The 18,415-nt window shown below is 58.9% G+C and carries 18 protein-coding genes; 17 read left to right on the top strand and 1 reads right to left on the bottom strand.

The window, feature by feature from the left end; translation table 11 throughout:
* Nucleotides 1–23: 23 nt before the first annotated feature.
* From HFP54_RS06910 to proS, 16 genes are all read left to right on the top strand, one after another.
* The gene (locus HFP54_RS06910; RefSeq protein ID WP_146410397.1) at nucleotides 24–509 is read left to right on the top strand and encodes a hypothetical protein; all 486 of its coding nucleotides are present in this window, start codon (nucleotides 24–26) and stop codon (nucleotides 507–509) included.
* Nucleotides 510–717: 208 nt separating this feature from the next.
* On the top strand, nucleotides 718–1,683 hold the full coding sequence (locus HFP54_RS06905; protein ID WP_168564527.1) for a hypothetical protein: 966 nt from the start codon (nucleotides 718–720) through the stop codon (nucleotides 1,681–1,683).
* 155 nt (nucleotides 1,684–1,838) lie between these two features.
* Nucleotides 1,839–2,285: a histidine kinase gene (locus HFP54_RS06900; RefSeq protein ID WP_146410399.1), complete on the top strand. Its 447-nt coding sequence runs from the start codon at nucleotides 1,839–1,841 to the stop codon at nucleotides 2,283–2,285.
* A gap of 42 nt (nucleotides 2,286–2,327) precedes the next feature.
* On the top strand, nucleotides 2,328–2,732 hold the full coding sequence (locus tag HFP54_RS06895; RefSeq protein WP_146410400.1) for a flagellar basal body rod protein FlgB: 405 nt from the start codon (nucleotides 2,328–2,330) through the stop codon (nucleotides 2,730–2,732).
* Between the two features lie 37 nt (nucleotides 2,733–2,769).
* Entirely contained in the window at nucleotides 2,770–3,192 is a 423-nt protein-coding gene (gene flgC / locus HFP54_RS06890) for a flagellar basal body rod protein FlgC (protein WP_146410401.1), read from the top strand.
* A gap of 51 nt (nucleotides 3,193–3,243) precedes the next feature.
* The gene (gene fliE / locus HFP54_RS06885) at nucleotides 3,244–3,546 is read left to right on the top strand and encodes a flagellar hook-basal body complex protein FliE (protein ID WP_146410402.1); all 303 of its coding nucleotides are present in this window, start codon (nucleotides 3,244–3,246) and stop codon (nucleotides 3,544–3,546) included.
* Between the two features lie 72 nt (nucleotides 3,547–3,618).
* Nucleotides 3,619–5,253, top strand: coding sequence for a beta-cystathionase (locus HFP54_RS06880; RefSeq protein ID WP_146410403.1), 1,635 nt, complete (start codon nucleotides 3,619–3,621; stop codon nucleotides 5,251–5,253).
* A gap of 147 nt (nucleotides 5,254–5,400) precedes the next feature.
* Entirely contained in the window at nucleotides 5,401–6,504 is a 1,104-nt protein-coding gene (locus HFP54_RS06875) for a FliG C-terminal domain-containing protein (RefSeq protein ID WP_168564526.1), read from the top strand.
* A gap of 101 nt (nucleotides 6,505–6,605) precedes the next feature.
* Nucleotides 6,606–7,292, top strand: coding sequence for a FliH/SctL family protein (locus HFP54_RS06870; protein WP_146410405.1), 687 nt, complete (start codon nucleotides 6,606–6,608; stop codon nucleotides 7,290–7,292).
* The gene (locus tag HFP54_RS06865) at nucleotides 7,289–8,680 is read left to right on the top strand and encodes a FliI/YscN family ATPase (protein WP_146410406.1); all 1,392 of its coding nucleotides are present in this window, start codon (nucleotides 7,289–7,291) and stop codon (nucleotides 8,678–8,680) included. The genes HFP54_RS06870 and HFP54_RS06865 overlap by 4 nt, the downstream gene beginning before the upstream one ends.
* Nucleotides 8,681–8,736: 56 nt before the next feature.
* The gene (gene fliJ / locus HFP54_RS06860; RefSeq protein ID WP_146410407.1) at nucleotides 8,737–9,222 is read left to right on the top strand and encodes a flagellar export protein FliJ; all 486 of its coding nucleotides are present in this window, start codon (nucleotides 8,737–8,739) and stop codon (nucleotides 9,220–9,222) included.
* Nucleotides 9,223–9,241: 19 nt separating this feature from the next.
* Entirely contained in the window at nucleotides 9,242–9,892 is a 651-nt protein-coding gene (locus HFP54_RS06855; protein WP_235951308.1) for a hypothetical protein, read from the top strand.
* A 78-nt stretch (nucleotides 9,893–9,970) separates the two neighbouring features.
* A complete protein-coding gene (locus tag HFP54_RS06850; protein WP_168564525.1) occupies nucleotides 9,971–11,548 on the top strand; it encodes a flagellar hook-length control protein FliK in 1,578 nt (525 codons plus the stop codon).
* Nucleotides 11,549–11,666: 118 nt separating this feature from the next.
* Nucleotides 11,667–12,113: a flagellar hook assembly protein FlgD gene (locus tag HFP54_RS06845; protein WP_146410409.1), complete on the top strand. Its 447-nt coding sequence runs from the start codon at nucleotides 11,667–11,669 to the stop codon at nucleotides 12,111–12,113.
* A 101-nt stretch (nucleotides 12,114–12,214) separates the two neighbouring features.
* Nucleotides 12,215–14,653, top strand: a complete 2,439-nt coding sequence (locus HFP54_RS06840) for a flagellar hook-basal body complex protein (RefSeq protein ID WP_146410410.1) — start codon at nucleotides 12,215–12,217, stop codon at nucleotides 14,651–14,653.
* 142 nt (nucleotides 14,654–14,795) lie between these two features.
* Entirely contained in the window at nucleotides 14,796–16,298 is a 1,503-nt protein-coding gene (gene proS, locus HFP54_RS06835; protein ID WP_168564524.1) for a proline--tRNA ligase, read from the top strand.
* 25 nt (nucleotides 16,299–16,323) lie between these two features.
* Here proS and HFP54_RS06830 read toward each other — a convergent pair whose 3' ends face one another.
* A complete protein-coding gene (locus tag HFP54_RS06830) occupies nucleotides 16,324–17,157 on the bottom strand; it encodes an amidohydrolase family protein (RefSeq protein WP_146410412.1) in 834 nt (277 codons plus the stop codon).
* A 193-nt stretch (nucleotides 17,158–17,350) separates the two neighbouring features.
* Here HFP54_RS06830 and lpxK point away from each other — a divergent pair, with 193 nt between their 5' ends.
* Complete coding sequence (lpxK, locus tag HFP54_RS06825; protein WP_235951307.1) at nucleotides 17,351–18,403, top strand: tetraacyldisaccharide 4'-kinase; 1,053 nt, start codon at nucleotides 17,351–17,353, stop codon at nucleotides 18,401–18,403.
* Nucleotides 18,404–18,415: the final 12 nt, after the last annotated feature.

The following is an 18,415-nucleotide window of genomic DNA, read 5'->3' as shown; positions in this document are numbered from 1 at the left end:
TTTTCAGGCACGGAGACAACTTCATGGAATCGGAAATCGTCCACGGCGATCAGTTGGCCGTGTGGGTCCAGCGTCGGTCTGAACTGATCGATGAACTGTTTGAATGGACCCGGCAACAGTCCGACGCGATCGACGGCGGTCGCATGTCCGAGCTGATGAATGTGTTGGCCAAGAAGCAACCGCCACTGCGTGAACTGTCGGACTTGTCCAACAAGGTCGCCACCCAAGCCGACGTCGATCCGGAACGACGGTCTTGGAGTGACCCGACGTTGCGGCAGCGAACGATCCGTCTGCACAAACAGTCCGAAGAACGGTTGCTGGAGCTGATTCAGTTCGAAAAAGAATGCGAGCAGCGGCTGTCGACCAGTCGGGACGACGTGCAACGACAGATGACGACCCAGCACAGCAAACAGACCGCCGTCAATCGCTATGCCAGCGTGTCAGCGGGATATCAAACGCAGCAGTATTCGGGATCGTCCGGCGATTCTTTGGACCTGAGCAGCGACTGATCAGTGGCCTGGAATCCCCGGTTTTCCCGCCGAATCCGGCATCAATTCGTCGTCGCTGACAATTTTCGGCGAAAGTCTGTCACAACGGTGGTGGTTGCCCGCTTGGATGAACGTTGGCCGATCGCTGAACCGCCCTTGGGGTGAAAGCGATTTTCCTTTCGGCCAGGTTGCACGTTCTTTCACATCCGTCGTTCGGGGGAACCACGCCGTGTCACTTCGCAGCCCGATTTGCTTCCTTTCGTCCCAAATTCGCGCCACCGCCGCCCGCGGGTTGCTGTTGGCCGGTGCCCTTGTTTTGGCCTGCGGTGGCGGTCTGGCATCGGCGGGAAACCCCGGCGGGCTGGGGCATGCCGCAAAACACCACTTTCATCACGATTCGGCCGATCGCTATGCGGCGAAGAAGTATGTCGTCGGGTACCGGCACGTCGGCTGTGGTTATCGGCCCTGGGGCGGCTATGCGTACGGGGTGTCGTCGCCGTACCGATCGGGATTGATCAACAGTTATGCCAACGTGTTGCACGGCCGTGCCGATGTGATCCGCAGCCTGGGCGTCGCCAACTTGAACCATGCCCAAGCGCAAACCCAGTGGGAAGTTGCCCGCAGTGCCGCGATGCAAAACGGCATCGACGCTTTGCTGGCGCGCCAAGAACGACAACAAATCAATCGTGAATCGCGTTTCGGGCGTGTCTACGAACGGGCGATGGCACGCAAGGCCGCCGCGGCCATGGTTCCACAGATTCCTGGAGGTTGGCAATTGCCGGATGGCTGGGAACTGACCGGACACTGGGCCGATGCGGCAACCGAACCGGCCGCGGACGCCAACGGGATCGGACCTGACGCGATGGGATTGTCGCCACAGCAACTGGATCCGATTTCTGGTCGTCTGAATTGGCCGGCGTTGTTGCAGCACGACCACTTTGCCAAGGCTCGCCGACCGCTGGACGAACTTTTTGCCCGCCGTGCGGTCGAAGGCTGGATCGAAGACCGCCATTTGCCGTCTCTGCGAGACTGGGTGGCCAAGATCGGCCAAGAAGTGGATCGACTGGACGTTCCCGAGCCCATTCGCAGCGAAGCCCATCGTTTCTTGGCCGGTCTGGTCGATGCAGCCCACACGCCGCGTCAGCCGATCAACGACCCGGCGGGAATGCTGGACCGTATCGCGGACAGCCGCTGAACCGCCCTGGCACGCGTTGGCCGATCCACCGCAGACCGCCACGGTTGGCACGATCGGGCTTGCCCCGGCCTTCGCGCAATTGTTATGGCTCGAACACGTCGCACTGTTACGGCGACGAATGACCACCAGCCATCGACGCAAGACGCGAGCGGATCATGTCACATCTTTCCATCGACCCGGGTGCCAGTGTTTCTTTAGCCCTTCTGGTCGAAACCGTCACGGCCCCCATGCTGATGGCGCATCCGGCGCCGGTCTGTTTGGAAGTCGACATCGACCCGTCGATTCCCGTACCGGCTGATCCGGCATTGACCACTCGAGTGGTGCGTTCGATCGCGTCGCAGGTTTTGGCCGAATTGGATGCCGGCGGGGATTTGATGATCACCGCGTGCCAGACGGATTCGGCGGTGGAATTGGAAATCGCCGACGACGGTCCGGACATCGACAAGCGATCTCGCAGCATTCCGATCGCGGTCGCCGAAGCCGGCGCGAAGCTGAACTGGCAAAACTGTCCCCAGGGCGGGGCAGCGGTCACGATCGTCTTTCCACAGCGATCAGCGGCATCGCAAAAACCCGAGACCCGTTCGATTCGGCGCGCCGCCTGATTCGGGCAAGATCAACGACGTTCATCGGGTGAGGAAACACGCATGTTTGGCATCTTGAATTCGGGCACGCTGCCGGCGTTGCAAGAAACGCTGAACTTTGCCCAGAAACGACACGACCTGCTGGCCAGCAACATCGCCAACTTGTCGACACCCGGATATCGCGCCCGCGACATCAGCGTTGATGACTTTCAACAAGCATTGTCGGATTCGATCGCCGGATACAACGATCGTCCCAGCGGATCGGTCACCCCCTTTACCCGCGACGATGTGTTTTCCGGACCACGCGCGGCCACCGAGCAAATCGTTTACCACGACGACAGTGACGTGTCGTTGGAACAGCAAGTCACCGAAATCGGCAAGAACCAGCACTTGCAAAGCATGGCCATCACGACGATGCGAAGCCAATTCGCGTTGCTGCGTGCCGCGATCACCGAACGCGCCACATGATCCCCCGTGTTTCGTCCCCATTGACCAGGAAGCTTTCATGATCAGTTCATTGGACATCAGCACATCGGCGCTGGTCGCCCAGCGTACTCGGCTCAATGCGATCTCGGGCAACATCGCCAACATGTCATCGCTGACCGACGAAACCGGCGCGGCCAATCCCTACAAGGCTCGCCAAGTCGTGTTTCAAACCGACACGACCGTCAGTGACGACCAGGGGGTTGCGGGCGTCAAGGTCAAAGAAATCCTGCAGGACCAATCGGGGCCCCAGTACCGGTATCAGCCCAATCATCCGCTGGCGATTCAAGACGGCAAATGGAAGGGCTATGTCGCGTATCCCAACATTGATCTGACGACTCAGATGGTCGACGCGTTGGAAACCACGCGGGCGTACGAAGCCAACGTCGGGGTGATCGAAATTTCCAAGAACATGGGCCGCGAACGACTGACCATCCTGGCCTGAACGTTTTGTCCGCGTCTCGTTCCCTTGTTCCCTTAGGTTTTCTTGCCCGTCATGCCCGCGATCCCATCGCTGCGACCGCCGACCCCGCCGCCCAATCCGATGGGTGCCGCGCCGGCGCGACCGAGCGAATCGATGGGGTCGTTCGCCGAGTTGTTGGGGGAAAAGGTCAGCGAAGTCAACCAAATGCAGCTGACCGCCGACGACAACGTTCACCAATTGCTGACCGGCGGTGATGTGAACGAAGCGGAGGTTTTGACCAGCGTTCAAAAGGCTGATTTGGCGTTCCGCATGCTGTTGCAGGTCCGGAACAAATTGATGGAAGCCTATCGCGAAGTTCAGCAGATCCAAATCTAAACGTCATCGACATCGCGGGTGAAAGCCTGCTCCGATTCAATCACCTGTTCGTTTTCTTAGTCATTCAATCCCGTGCCATTTTTTCGTGACCTTTACGATCAGGCTCGCCAGGTTTTTCTGGCCATGCCGATGCAGTCCCGCGTCATCGCGGTGCTGTTGGTGACGGCGATCGCCGTCAGTCTTGCGTTCTTGGTCAAGGGCGGCACCACCGACGAAACGGTGTACCTGTTCGGTGACACGGTGCACACCGAATCGGAGCTGAACGCGATGGACGTCGCGTTTGGACAGGCACAGCTTAGCGGATGGCGTACCGAAGGCCGTCGTGTGCGTGTGCCTGCGTCGCAGAGGCCGCAATTCCTGGCCGCACTGGAAGACGCGGCCAGCCTGCCACCAGGGCTGCGCAGCAACCTGGAAGCCATGATGGATTCGGCCGGACCGTTTGATTCCGATGTCATGGTGCGGACCAAGTTGATGGTCGGAAAACAGCAGGACATCGCCCGCAGTCTGGAACAAATGCATGACATTCGTTTCGCCGTGGTGACCTACACCCAGGGTGAACGGCGGCCGTTCCAGGCCAAACGCGACGAATCCGCCGCCGTCATGATCACCCCCGAAGGTTCGCTGCCGCTGGAACGCGGACGGGTCAACACGATTCGGGAATACGTGGCCAAGGCGTTCGGCCTGGACGTCAATGATGTCAACGTGACCGACGTGAATTCACCCGATTCGTCATCTTTGGCCGATGAAGAAGACCCGTGGATTCGTCGTGAACGCGAAGTCGAAGAAGCCACGCGTCGCCAGATCATGAAACAGTTGTCGTACATCGAAGGCGTGGTCGTCGAAGTCAACGCGGAAATTGATTCGACGCTGGACACCGAACAGACCCGTGTCCAGTACGACGCCCAGCCGACGACGGTCAGCGAAAAGACACGCAAGATTTCGCAGCAATCCAATCGGCCGCTGGTCGGTGGCGTTCCGGGGACCGAACCCAACGCGATCGGCAATCGCGCGCGAAACTTGGAAGACTTGGCACAAACGTCCACGATGAGCGACGACACGAAAGAAAGTGATCGCGTGGTCGGCCAGACCTTTGAAAAGTCACGGACTCTGGGGCTGCTGCCCACGCGGGTGACGGCCACGATCACGCTGCCCACCAGCTATTACGACAAATACTGGCTGGACCAACAGATGCGGGACAACCCGGACACGCCGGTCGACGAGCTGCCCAAAGCCACGACGGCCGATCTGAACGTGTTGCGGGACACGATCGAGAAAGAAATTCAGGGGCTGGTCACGCCGATGTTGCCGCAAGTCGCCGCCGGCGAAGACGCACGACCGCTGGTCACCGTCGTCGACATGCCCGACTTGCGAACCCCCGTGGTGGAGGAAGCGGACACGGTCGGCCAGGCGCTGACATGGTTGGCCGATTCCTGGAAAAACATCGCACTGTTGCTGTTGGGTGTGTTTGCCCTGCTCGTCGCACGATCCGCTGTTTCCGGTGGCGGCAAGGACACACCGGCGGAATTTACCGAGGGCTTTGGTTTGGAACTGCCCGCACCGCCGGCGCCCGAAGAAAAGAAACCCGAGGATGGCGAAAAGATGACCATCACCGGCGGTTCGCTACAGGATGAACTGGTCAACTTGGTCGAATCGAATCCCGAGGTCGCCGCCAACGTTATCCGCGGCTGGGTGGGCGAAGCCGCCTAGGTCCTGCGACGCATGATCCGCGAATCTCGCGAGGTCAGGCAAACCGCCCGAAGCGATCTAGCCCCGGTCGACGCCGAACGCTAAAAGCGATGTTCGACGGCGTCGTGAAACCGTCACGGATTCCCCACCCAAGGAAAGGCTTTCAGGATGAATGCCGGGCGACAGGCCGCACAGAATCGCGAAGTGTCCTTGCGACGCGTTGCGATCGTGATGAGCAGTCTGCCTGGACCGTTGGCCAACCGATTGATGTCGCAGATGAGCGACACTCAGCGGACGCAATTGCGACGCACGATGACGGGACTGGCCGACGTCGATCCGATGGAACGCAAACGTGCGTTGCAGGCGTTTTCCGGGTCGATTCAAAATCGTGTCGATGCACCTATCGTCGATGACGAGTTTCAAGTTTCCACCACCGGTTCGGTGGATCCGATAACCGCCGCGCCCCAGGCGACACCGAAGCGGAATCATCCACTGGGATTCTTGGATTCGGTACCCGACGTCGAACTGACGCGAATCCTGGAAAGCGAGCACCCGCAGATCGCCGCAATCGTGCTGGCCAGCATCGAACCGGAGAAAGCCGCCAAGCTGTTGTCCCGTATGGATTCATCCAGTCGACGCGACGTTGTGCGCCGGATCGGCCGACTGGAATCGATCGAACCGGAAACGTTGAACGAAGTTTCCGAAATGTTGCGGGCAAAGTGTTTGGACATCGAATTGCCCGCCCAATCATCGGGCGGGGCCAGTGCCCTGCGGCAGATCATGGCGCGAATGCCAATGCCTGGCGACGATCCGGCCACTTCACGGTCACGGATCGATTCCCCGGATGCATCGACACCCGCGGTCCCGCCGTCCCAACCCAAACCGTCATCATCGACGACCGCGCCTTCGACGAATGGGACGCCGATGACGATCCCGCTTTCGGGGAAACAGGTGGATGCACCGGAGTCGTCTGCGGGGGGCAAGCCCGTCGACGACGCGATGACACAGCAGATCCATCAAATGCTGGAACGATCGTCGCCCGCGGCGTTGTGCCAAGCTTTGGGAAAGGTCGAAACACGTGACGCCCTGTTGACGTTGTGTGGCATTTCACGCAAGCAAGCGGATCGTGCGATCGCGATGCTGCCCAAGGCGGCGCAGAAAGAAACGCGTCGGGCTTTGGCGAACTTGGGGCCGCTAAAAATTTCGGATATCGACCAAGCCAAGCAGCGTGTGGCTGCTCTGATGCCCACCGCGGTGGCCGCAGCCGCCTGATCGATCGAGTCGACGAAGAATTCGTTGGGCTCGTATTCATTGGGCTCGCACAACCATCAAGAACACCAGCAATCCAAACATCGAAAGATTCCTGAGGCGTCATGGCATTCGTTCTGAAATCCAAGTCCGAACAAGAGGCCGCGTCGGCGGCGCGGAAGGCGTCCAGCCTGGCCGGATTCAATTTGGATGACTTGGCCGGTCAGGGATTGGCACAATTGGAACACGCCAAGACGGAAGCACAAAACGTCTTGCGGCAGGCGAAAGTCCAAGCCGAACAGGTCCTGCAGCAGGCACGCCAGGACGGCCACGCCGAAGGCTTGCAACAGGCAGAAAAGGATATCGACGCCCGCGTGAAGAAGGAGGCGTCGGCTTTGGCCACACAGCAGGTTGCCGCGATGAAAAAGGCGACCAGCGAACTGCAACAGACCTATCAGGAATGGATGCAGCAGTACGCATCGGTGCTGCAGCAAACCATCCTGGCCGCCATCGAAAAGATCGTCGTCGCGCGAGTCGACAGCGAAAAGGAGATCTTGTTGCGCTGGACCGCCGAAGCGTTATCGAAAACGCGTGCCGCAACTGATCTGACCGTCGCGGTGCATCCCGAACTGTTGGCCGAACTTGGACAACAACTGGATGAACTGGTCGCCCAATCAGATTTGCCCGAACGCACGACGGTGGTGCCCGATGAAAGCCTTTCGATGTCGGACGTTGTGATTCGACAAAGTGGCGGTGAAATCCGGGCCGGTTTGACGGCACAACTGGATCGATTGGCGGAGTTGCTGCAATGACGACGGCGACCATGCAAATCCCTGTGCTGCCGGATCCCGATGCCTATGCGTCGATGGTGCGTCAATCGCTTCCCCACGAGGTTCGTGGCAGTGTTGCGGCGATCACCGGGGAAACGATCGAAGTCAAAGGCATGACCGCGCCCCTTGGCGCGATTTGTCAACTGAACTTTGATCGACAGTCTTACGCCCCATCGACGGCACCGGAACACCATGCGGGGCCGGGCGTGGGCGCCGGATCGCTTGCGAAAGTGGTCGGGTTTCGCGGGGTGCGTCCGCTGCTGGCACCTTTGGAAACGCTGGGGGCGATTGCCGCCGGCGATCCCGTGCGGCTGTTGGACACGTCGCTGAAGGTTCGCGTCGGCGATTCATTGTGTGGCCGTGTGCTCGATGCGTTCGGCAACCCGATTGACGGCAAGCCGTTGCCGGACGACTTGATTCCGATCGATACCGATCGACAACCGCCGTCGTCCTTGGAACGGCCTCCGATCGATACTCCGATGCAAACCGGTGTGCGCGCAATCGACGGAATGTTGACGTGTGGACTGGGGCAACGTTTGGGCATCTTCGCCGGCAGCGGTGTCGGCAAGAGCACGTTGTTGGGCATGTTAGCTCGCAATTCCGCCGCGGATCGAATCGTGATCGGCATGGTCGGCGAACGGGGCCGCGAGGTGCAGGACTTCATCACGCGTTGTTTGGGGCCCGCCGGGCTGGCACGCAGCGTGGTCGTTGTGGCAACCAGCGATCGTGTGGCGACCCAGCGGGTGGCCGCGGCATGGACCGCCACCGCAGTCGCCGAAAGCTTTCGCGACGCCGGACACAATGTCTTGTTGCTGCTGGACAGCGTGACACGTTTCGCGATGGCGGGACGCGAACTAGGTTTGGCCGCCGGAGAACCGCCGACGACACGTGGATATCCGCCCAGCGTTTTCAACAGCTTGCCGCGATTGGTCGAACGGGCCGGCCGAACGACCGCCGGATCGATCACGGCGTTTTACACCGTGTTGGTCGAAGGCGACGACAACAACGAACCGATCGCCGATGCGCTTCGGGGATTGTTGGATGGACACATTGTGCTGAATCGTGCGTTGACCGAGGAAGCGCACTATCCACCGATCGATGTGCTGCAAAGTCTTAGCCGGCTGCAACCGGAATTGCTGGATGCGAAAACCCTGCAAGCGGTCTCCGGTGTCCGCCGGTTGATGGCGGAATATCGCAAGAACGCGGATTTGATTTCCATCGGTGCCTACAAGCAGGGTGCCGATCCCAAGGTCGACGCGGCGATCGCACGTCGCGATCCGATTCGCAGCTTTCTGATCCAGCAGGCCCAGGACGCAACACCGCTGAAAACCACCACCCAAATGCTAATGAAACTGGCCGCCGGGACATGACATCGTCGGTACCATTGCGACGCTTGAAACACTGACAAAGCCAAACAGGGATACGGATGTCCTTTCAGTATCGCTTTGACATTCTGCTGAGACTTCGCGAGCGAGAGCGTGACGAAGCCGGTGCCGCTGTGGGACAGGCCAACGCGGCGATTGCAAAGATCGATCAGCAGATGCAGGAGGTCGAACAAACACGCATCGATCTGAAGCAGGCGATGTCGGGAGAATCCCTGACTGGCAACGTTTCGGTTGACCGCATGCTGCAGGGAGGTCGCTATGACCTACAGTTGCAGGGGGATCTGCAAAGTCTGGCTGACACGCGTGGAAAGCTGGTCCAGGAACTGCAACGCCGCCAAGAAATGCTGAAAACGGCACAGATCGAAGTCAAACGCTGGGAAAAGCTGAAAGAGATTGACCAGCAACGCTATCGCGAACAACAAAATCGTCGCGAACAGTTGGAATTGGACGAAGCCGCATCTCGGAATTTCCAGCGTGCCGCCGCAGCGGGCCGCGACGCGGAAACACTCGGTGACGGTCGCGACTGATCGACGACGGAGGCCATGAATGATGAAACTGATCCTGCGCGTCTTTACGGCGTTTTGCATCGGCACGGTCATCACCCAGATGATCATGTTGGGCTATTTTGCCTCCACCGGATCGCTCAGCCATGAAACCGGCGTGAAAGTCGTTGCGTTGCTGAACGGTATCGATATCAGTGGCAACCGATTGCAAAAAATCTTGCGTGATGCGGAAGAACGCGAGCAGCCCGATTTTGAAGAAATCCTGGAAGCCCGTCGTCTGGAAGGCATGAACATGGACCTGCGATTGCGAAGCCAAAAGCGTGCCCGCGACGAACTGAGCGAACAAATGGCGGTGCTGGTGGAAGAAACCCAGGTCTTCGACGGGCGAATCCAATCGATCAACGATGAAATCGCGCGGGTCAAAGCGGGGATCCGCGATCAGGGGGCGATCGAACGCCAGCAGACGATCCAATCGCTGGAAGCCGATGCGGCAAAAGACCAGCTGTTGAGAATTTATGACGATGAGAAAATTGATGACGTCGTCGGTATCATTAAAGCCATGCCAATTGATAAACGATCAGAGATATTGGCAGAGTTCGAAACCGAAGACGAAAAAGATAAGCTTCACGAGATCATTCGTCGGATCGGTGACGGACAGCCGGAGACCACTGCGATCGAACAAGCCGGCCGTTAATCGGATCGGTTGAAGACGTCTCAGTCGTGGCGGTCGTCCTTTCGATCGTTACGCCAAAGGACTGGGGGGTCGGTTGGCATGTCGGTGATCCAACAAAGCGACGCTGCGCACCAAGCGACGCCGTCGGCGGTTTCACGTCGGTCCAAGCCCGTCTTGAACGCAAATCGTTTGACCGCGGAAACGGGGCTGGTCGATCCATTTGCCGAAATCTTTGCCGCGATGTCCGTCGCGCAGCCCGTCGTCCAGCAGACCGACGCCACCAGCGAACCTGACACGTCACTGTCGGATTCGGGGCCCACTGAAGCGTCGGATTCGTCCGACAACGATTCCAACGACGATTCGTCTGCGGAATCAACGACGCAGAAACATGCCGTTTCGGGCGATGCCGACGTCGAAGAAACGTCCGCCCAGTGGACGGCATCGGTTGAAAACGAACACGGGCCGGCGGAACAATCGGCCGAGGTGAAACAGGAATCCGCTGATGCTGTGACGACCGAGGCGGCGGAGGTCGAAGCGGCGGACGTCGCCCGAGTTGAAACCAACACCGGCGAAATCAAGGTCGAAGCGGAAACTGTGGTTGCCGCGGAAGGCTATGGGCGACGTCGATCCAAGGCCTCCGAGGCGAAACAAGTCGATGCACCGGTGGTAACGGGTCCGACGAACGCGGATACAACGGGCCGAACCGGCGAAGCCGCCGCGGCCAACCCGGTCAATGATCCATCGGCAACCACCGGCGACGATCCGGCGTCGGTCGACTTGGAATCCTGGACGGCGGCCCAAACCGATGCAGGTGAAGGGCGGCGACGTCGTGACCCCAGAGAACGACGCGCCGAATCCCCTGCACCACAGGGCGAACCGGTCGGAAACGGCGCGGGCGCTGGATCTCCGGCGACACCCAGTTCATCCCAAAGCACACCCGTTCCGGACGGCGAACCAGCGGCAGCGGTTTCTGCCGAAGTCGTGACCAAAGTTGATACGGTCCAAACGCGGCCGGTCGTCGCAGCGACCAACGCGTCGTCGGCCGTTTCCGCGGCTTCCAAAGCGGCGGGCGAATCGGCTGCACGCGGTGGCAACGCTAGCGGAAAAATCGACTCGGTCACCGAATCGATCCAGCAGACCAAAGGGGCGGGCGATGCCGCATCGGCATCGAAGTCTAAGTCAGCACAGACGCGAAATCCGGCTGACGCTGTGACGCGTGCCCGACTGGTGCAGCGGGTCAGCAAGGCGTTTCAACACTTCGGCAGCGAAGGCGGCAGCATTCGTTTGAAACTGGCCCCCGCCGAACTGGGCAGTGTGCGGGTGGAAATGCAGGTCCGTGACAAAAAAATCCAAGCACGCGTGGTCGCCGATTCGGAAACAGCGGCCGAAATGCTGCGGCAACAATTGCCCGAGTTGCGTACGCGTTTGGAAGCCCAGGGCATGCAAGTGGATCGGTTGAGCGTCGAACAGGAATCGTCCGCGGAAGGTGAAAACGGTTTCCACGACCACCAGCAAGCCAGAGACGAATCTCAGCAAGACGCCGGGCGTCACCGTCGTCGGTACCAGGGTGGGGAAACGGCACCGTCGCCGGGCAACCCATCCGTTTCCGGTACCGCACCTGCAAATCCGACCGCAACCGCGGCGACACCGGGCGGCGGCATCGATTTTCGGCATTGATCTCGCCTTGCGTCCGCCAGGTTTCCTATCACCACCACCAGGGCCCCGGACGGGACGCTTCGCCCGTACGCCAACGCGTCTACTGTTTCACGGCATCTTCTAGCAACGGTCAAACAACATGTCAGCGATCTCAGGCAGCGGCGGCGCGGATTTTTCGGCGGCCGAAGCGGCGGGCCAATTCGGCGGGACGGACCAAAGCTTCAACGACATGGGCAGCACCGACTTCCTGACGTTGTTGATGGAAGAACTGCAAAACCAGGACCCGCTGAATCCGATGGACAATTCGGAAATGATTCAGCAGATCGGGCTGATCCGTGAAATCGGGGCGACGGACTCGCTGAGCGAAACGCTGTCCGATTTCTCACACAGTCAAGAATTGGTGACCGCTAGCAATCTGATCGGCCAGACCGTTCGGGGGTTGGCCGATGACACTTCCGACGTCGAAGGCACGGTCGATCGCGTCACAGTTTCAACAGATCCGAATTCTGGTTCACGTTCGGTCAAAGTTCATGTGGGTGAACGGACGATGGATGTAAAGAACATTCGCGAAATTCAAACTGGGTGAACTTTACCGATTGCGACGCCCGGCGGCTCTGATTGAGCCGTTGGCGGCCCGACCGATCGGTGGTTGACCCGGTTCGCCTACGATAACCGGGGACACCGACCATGGGTCTGCAATCCGCTTTGACCACTGCGCTGACGGGATTAAGTGCAGCGGAAACTCAAATCGACGTGATCGGTAACAACCTGGCCAACGCGCAAACGGTCGGGTTCAAATCATCCGATGTTGTTTTCGCTGACCAGTTTCTGCAGACGCTGACGCTGGGGTCCAGCCCCACCGACAGCAACGGTGGTACCAACCCACGCCAGATCGGTTTGGGGGTTCAGATCGCTGAAATCGCGGCGAATCACAACCAAGGCACGATCGAAATCAGCAGTTCGTCGTCGGATTTGGCGATCCAGGGCGATGGATTCTTCGTTGTCCAAGGTGATGCCGGCGAAACGTTGTATTCGCGAAACGGGATTTTTAAGCTCAACAGTGATGCCGAACTGGTCAATGCAACCGGTCAGCGTTTGTTGGGCTACGGCGTCGACGAACAGTTCAGCTTGGACAAATCCAGCTTGGTGCCGCTTCAAGTTCCGCTGGGAACCGAGAGTGTTGCCAAGGCGACCGAAATTGTGAACTTCGAAGGCACGCTGACCCCCGAGGGCGAAGTGTCCAGCGCCGCCCAGGTGATCGAAAGCGCAGTTCTGGGTGACGCCCAGACACCACGTCCCGATGCGTCGGGCGTATCGCTTAGCACTGCGCCGTTTTCCGACAGTTCATCGATCGGCATCAGCACCGCCGGTGTGGGAACGCTTGCCCCGGGAACGTATCAGTATCGAGTCGCCCTGGTGGACGCCAACGGACGTGAATCGACACCCAGCGGCGCGATTTCGGCGACCGTCGGTGTGGGCGGAAATATCGAACTGACGAATCTGCCGACGGATTCCACCGGGGGTGATTACCCCAACGTCAACGTCTATCGAACGTCACCCGACGGCAGCGATTTCTTCTTTCTTGGCACCACGACCGCCGGTGGCACCTTCACCGATGATGGGACAACCGCGCTGTCGGCCAACGCCTTGGATGATTCGACGCTGACGGGCAACTACACGTACATGATTACTTATCACCGCAACGGTGAAGTCGAATCGCGACCGAGTGTGTTGATTGGTCCGCAAAGCGTGGTCAATGGTCGTTTGACTTTGGACGATTTTCCGGTGCCACCGACGCCCCCGGTGTCGGGTGGTTTTCCCGCCTATGACGAAATCCGGATCTATCGCAACTTAGCCGGTGACCAAAACAACTTTTATTTGGTTGACAGCGTCGCGCCGGGCGAAACATACACGGACACCAAGACGGACGCACAGATCGCGGACTTGGACACGGCCGGCAATCAACTGCTGAACATGGACGGTCCGACGATCAACAGCAACACGTTGTTGACCGACGTGTTGAAGCGTGATGGTTTGACGTACGAACAAGTCTTCCAAGAAGGAACGCTTAGTTATAGCGGCCGCAAGGGTGGGCGATCACTGGGCGAACAAACCTTCGAAGTCACCGACACGACGACCGTTCAAGACTTCTTGGATTTCGTCGTCGATTCGTCAGGGATTCAAACGTCCCAAGTCGATTCACAGAATCCGATCCCGCTTAGCGAGAATAACATCCCCGGTGAATCCGCAGACTTGGCGCCGGGAGCCTACATCAACAACGGCACGATTCGAATCGTCAGTAACAACGGCGAACTAAACGCCTTGGACATTGACCTCAGTGCGTTTCGAATCACCGATTCGGTCGGCACCGTGACCACGCCCAACTTGGCGTTCGGTGTCACCCAGGACGCGGTCGGCCAAAGTGCCGCCAGTGACTTCATCGTTTACGATTCACTGGGTGTTCCGATCAACGTGCGTGTGACCGCCGTCTTGGAAAGCCGTACCGATCAATCGACCGTGTACCGCTGGTATGCCGACAGCCCCGAAAACCAACCGGGCGATGGAACGGAGATTGCCGTCGGTACCGGGCTGATCACGTTCGATGGCAACGGTAACTTTGTGGATGCGACCAACGAAAGCATTGCCATCGACCGGAACGGCGTCCCCAGTGTTTCGCCGCTGCAATTCGATATGGATTTCTCATTGGTGTCCGGTTTGGCGACCCAAGAGGCTTCGTTGGCTGCGACACGGCAGGACGGTAGCGAACCTGGGGTGCTGAACAGTTTTGTCGTCGGCGAAGACGGCACGATCCGCGGTGTGTTCAGCAACGGGATCACGCGTGACCTGGGCCAGTTGCAATTGGCTCGCTTTGCCAACCCGGCCGGTCTGGAGGCCAAGGGACTGAACCTGTACGCCGAAGGGATCAACACGGGGCTTCCCGTCCAAGGGGCACCCGGCGAAAACGGGATCGGTAAGGTCATCGGGGGTGCGTTGGAATTGTCCAACACCGACATCGGAAAAGACTTGGTCGATCTGGTGTTGGCAAGCACGATGTATCGGGGCAACAGCCGGGTGATCACGACCAGCCAGCAATTGATCGACGAATTGCTGAACATTCGGCGATAGGCCGTCGCCGGTTCGACCGGCGGGCGCGGTCTTATTCTGATCCGGCGGCTTCGGTACGATGCCGCTTTCGTTCGACGCGTGTGGGCCTGGTTCGCACGCGTTTTCTTGATGTTCTGACGCCTCGAACTCTTGCATCACTGCCATGGCCAAAACCGCCATCACGCCGACCCGTGCCGAAGATTATCCGGAATGGTTTCAACAGGTGGTCCGTGCGGCCGATATGGCGGAAACGTCGGCGGTCCGCGGCTGCATCGTGATCAAACCGTGGGGATACCGGCTGTGGGAAAACATGCAGCGATCCCTGGACGACATGTTCAAGGCGACCGGGCACCAGAACGCCTATTTCCCGCTATTCATTCCCATGAGCTTTCTGGAAAAGGAAGCGGAACATGTCGAGGGGTTCGCCAAGGAATGCGCCGTCGTCACCCACCACCGTCTGGAACCGGATCCCGACGGCGGGCTGCGACCGGCCGGCAAGTTGGAAGAACCACTGATCGTTCGGCCGACCAGCGAAACGATCATCGGCGCGACCTATTCCAAGTGGGTTCAGAGCTATCGTGATCTGCCGATTCTGATCAACCAGTGGGCCAATGTCGTTCGTTGGGAAATGCGGACGCGGATGTTTTTGCGGACCGCTGAATTCTTGTGGCAGGAAGGTCACACGGTTCATGCGACCGCCGACGAAGCGGTGGAAGAAACCGAGCGGATGATCGACGTCTATGCCGACTTTGCCGAAAACTGGATGGCCATGCCGGTGATCGTCGGTAGCAAGACCGACAGCGAACGCTTTCCCGGTGCCGTCGAAACGCTGTCCATCGAAGCGATGATGCAGGATCGCAAGGCACTGCAGGCGGGCACCAGCCACTTCCTTGGACAAAATTTCTCCAAAGCCCAGGAGATCAAGTTTCAAAGCGAAACCGGTGACATCCAGTACGCTTGGACCACCAGCTGGGGCGTTTCCACACGTTTGGTCGGCGCATTGGTGATGACCCACAGTGACGACGACGGCTTGGTCTTGCCGCCACGTTTGGCACCCACCCAAATCGTGATCCAACCGATTTACAAAGGCGACGATCAACGCGGCCAGATTCTGCAATACGTCAACGAGCTTCGTGATCAGATCGCCGCCCAAAAATACGACAACCAACCCATCCGTGTCGAAATCGATGACCGCGATATTCGGGGCGGTGAAAAGAAGTGGTATCACGTCAAACGCGGCGTCCCGATTCGATTGGAAGTCGGTCCGAAAGACATGGCCGCCGGCAGCGTCTTCGTCGGCCGTCGTGATCAGCCCAAAAGCACCGGCATGGACAAAGCCGAATTCGTCGCCAAGGTGAGCGACCTATTGGCCCAGATTCAAAAGGGGTTGTTTGAACGCGCCTTGGCAATGCGCAACGACAACACCGTCACGATCGATAACGAAGCCGATTTCCGTTCGTTCTTCACGCCGGCCAATGCCAAGAATCCGGAGATCCATGGTGGCTTTGCCAAGTGCCACTACGCCAGCGAAGCAGACTTGGCCGAATTGTTGAAAGAACTGAAAGTCACCCCACGGTGTATTCCGCGTGGCGACAACCATCCGGGCAAATGCTTTTTGACCGGCAAGCCGGCGGATCACTACGCCATTTTTGCCAAGTCGTATTGATCGGATTCTTTTCCGGTGATCGGAATCACTTCAAGCCGTAGGCGTCGATCGCGGTCTGGGCAAAGAACTGCGACTTTTCAGAATCGCTGAGTGGTTCGGTCAGTTGCCGGACCGTGTCCAGCCACCGGGTGTACTGCGAACGAAGCAAACAGACCGGCCAGTCGCTTCCGAACATCAATCGGTCTGCACCGAATGCTTCCAACGCGATGTCAAAGTACGGACGGATCGTGTCGATCGTCCATTGTTCGTCACGGACCTCGGTCACAACGCCGCTGAACTTGCAAACGACATTGGAACGCTTGGCCAACTGGCGGAAATTGGTCATCCAATTCGCGTTGACGTGGTCGCCGTCGATCGCCGGTTTGGCGATATGGTCCAAGACAAACTTTTGGTCGGGATGTCGGTCGACGAATTCCAGTGCCGCGGGCAACTGTCGTCCGAAAATCAGAATGTCATAGACGAATCCAAATTCACGCAGCCGGCCGACACCGCGATTGAAATCTTCCCGCAACAGAAAACGGTCATCGGGTTCGTCTTGCACCACATGCCGAAAACCCACCACCCGCGGTTGGTCCGCATAATGGTGCAAGTGCTTGTCGACGTCCGGATCGATCAAGGGCACCCAGCCGACGATGCCGCGGATGCGTGATTCCTGTTCGGCGATTTCCAGCAAGGCATCGGTCTCTTCGATGCACTGACGGGCCTGGACACTGACGAAACCATCGACCGAATGACCGTCGGCGATTTCTGCCAATTGGGGTGCCAGGAAGTCGTTCTTCAGCACCGACATGGAATCGTCGATCCAGCCATAGTCGTCGACGCTGTATTTCCAGAGATGGTGATGACTATCGATCAGCATGGGGGCAGCCGGTAAGAAGTGTGGGGATGGTAAAAATTGTGGGCAACAGTGAAGGCAGACCAGGGTGACAGCCCGGACGTCGGGGCGCTATTCTGAACCCAGAAAAACAGGTCGCGATCGTTCGGAATCGCGACAGCACCAGTTCCAGGAATCGTCGACACGTAGTGGCCGGGTGATGGATTATCGCGAAATCATGTCGGGACGGAAACGCGGTGTGTCGGCGGGATTGTTGCGTGCGGCCTTGGGGGCCGGCAGCCTGGCCTACGGCTTGGGCGTTCGTTATCGAAATCAGCGTTTCGATCGCGATCGCCAAGCGGTGATCGATTGTGGCGTCCCGGTCATCAGCGTCGGCAATCTGACGACCGGTGGGACGGGAAAGACGCCGATCGTGGCCGCGCTTGCTCGACAGATTCGCGATGCAGGGTACCGTGTGGCATTGGTCAGCCGAGGTTACGGGCGTGGGGACGCCGACCAAAACGACGAGGCGGATGAGCTGTACGCGCGATTGCCCGATGTGCCGCATTTGCAGGATCCCGATCGGGTGTCGGCCGCCGAAATCGCGGTCAATGAATTGGAAGCCGAAGTCATCTTGATGGACGACGGTTTCCAGCATCGCCGCTTGCATCGCGATCTGGACATTGTCGTGATCGATGCGACGTGTCCATTCGGCTACGGTCACCTGTTGCCACGTGGGTTGCTGCGTGAACCGGTGACCGGAATCCGACGTGCCGATCTGGTGATCCTCAGCCGATGCGGCCAAGTCAATGCCGACACGGTGGATGCGATCAAGAGACGGCTGGCCGATGTGGACGAAAGGATCGGCGATCAGATACCGCTGATCACGAGCGACCACCAACCGTCACGCTTGATCAATGATGCCGACCAGAACCGGCCGATCAGCGATTTAGAAGATCGCCGGGTCGCGACTCTGTGCGCGATCGGAAATCCAGATTCCTTCGAATCAACCGTGCGGCAGTGCGGCGCGAAAATGGTTGATTCTTTTCGTTTGCCCGACCACGACCGGTACGAACCCGACACGGTCCAGCGGGTACGTGAATGGATCGGCGGACTGGATGGCCGCGTCGACGAAGTGGTCTGTACCCACAAGGACCTTGTGAAACTAAAGACCTCGCGACTGGGCGGGCTGCCATTGTCCGCGATTCAGGTCGATTGGGTGGTCTTGTCCGGTGAGGAGGCACTAAAAAAGGCCGTTCAATCGGTGATTGAACGGCCCAAAGACTTCTAGGGCAACGGCGGG

It is taken from the genome of Crateriforma spongiae (assembly GCF_012290005.1).
GTDB classification, from domain to species: Bacteria; Planctomycetota; Planctomycetia; order Pirellulales; family Pirellulaceae; genus Crateriforma; species Crateriforma spongiae.
The sequence above is the reverse complement of the archived record's forward strand: the minus strand, read 5'-3'. Positions and strand labels throughout refer to the sequence as shown.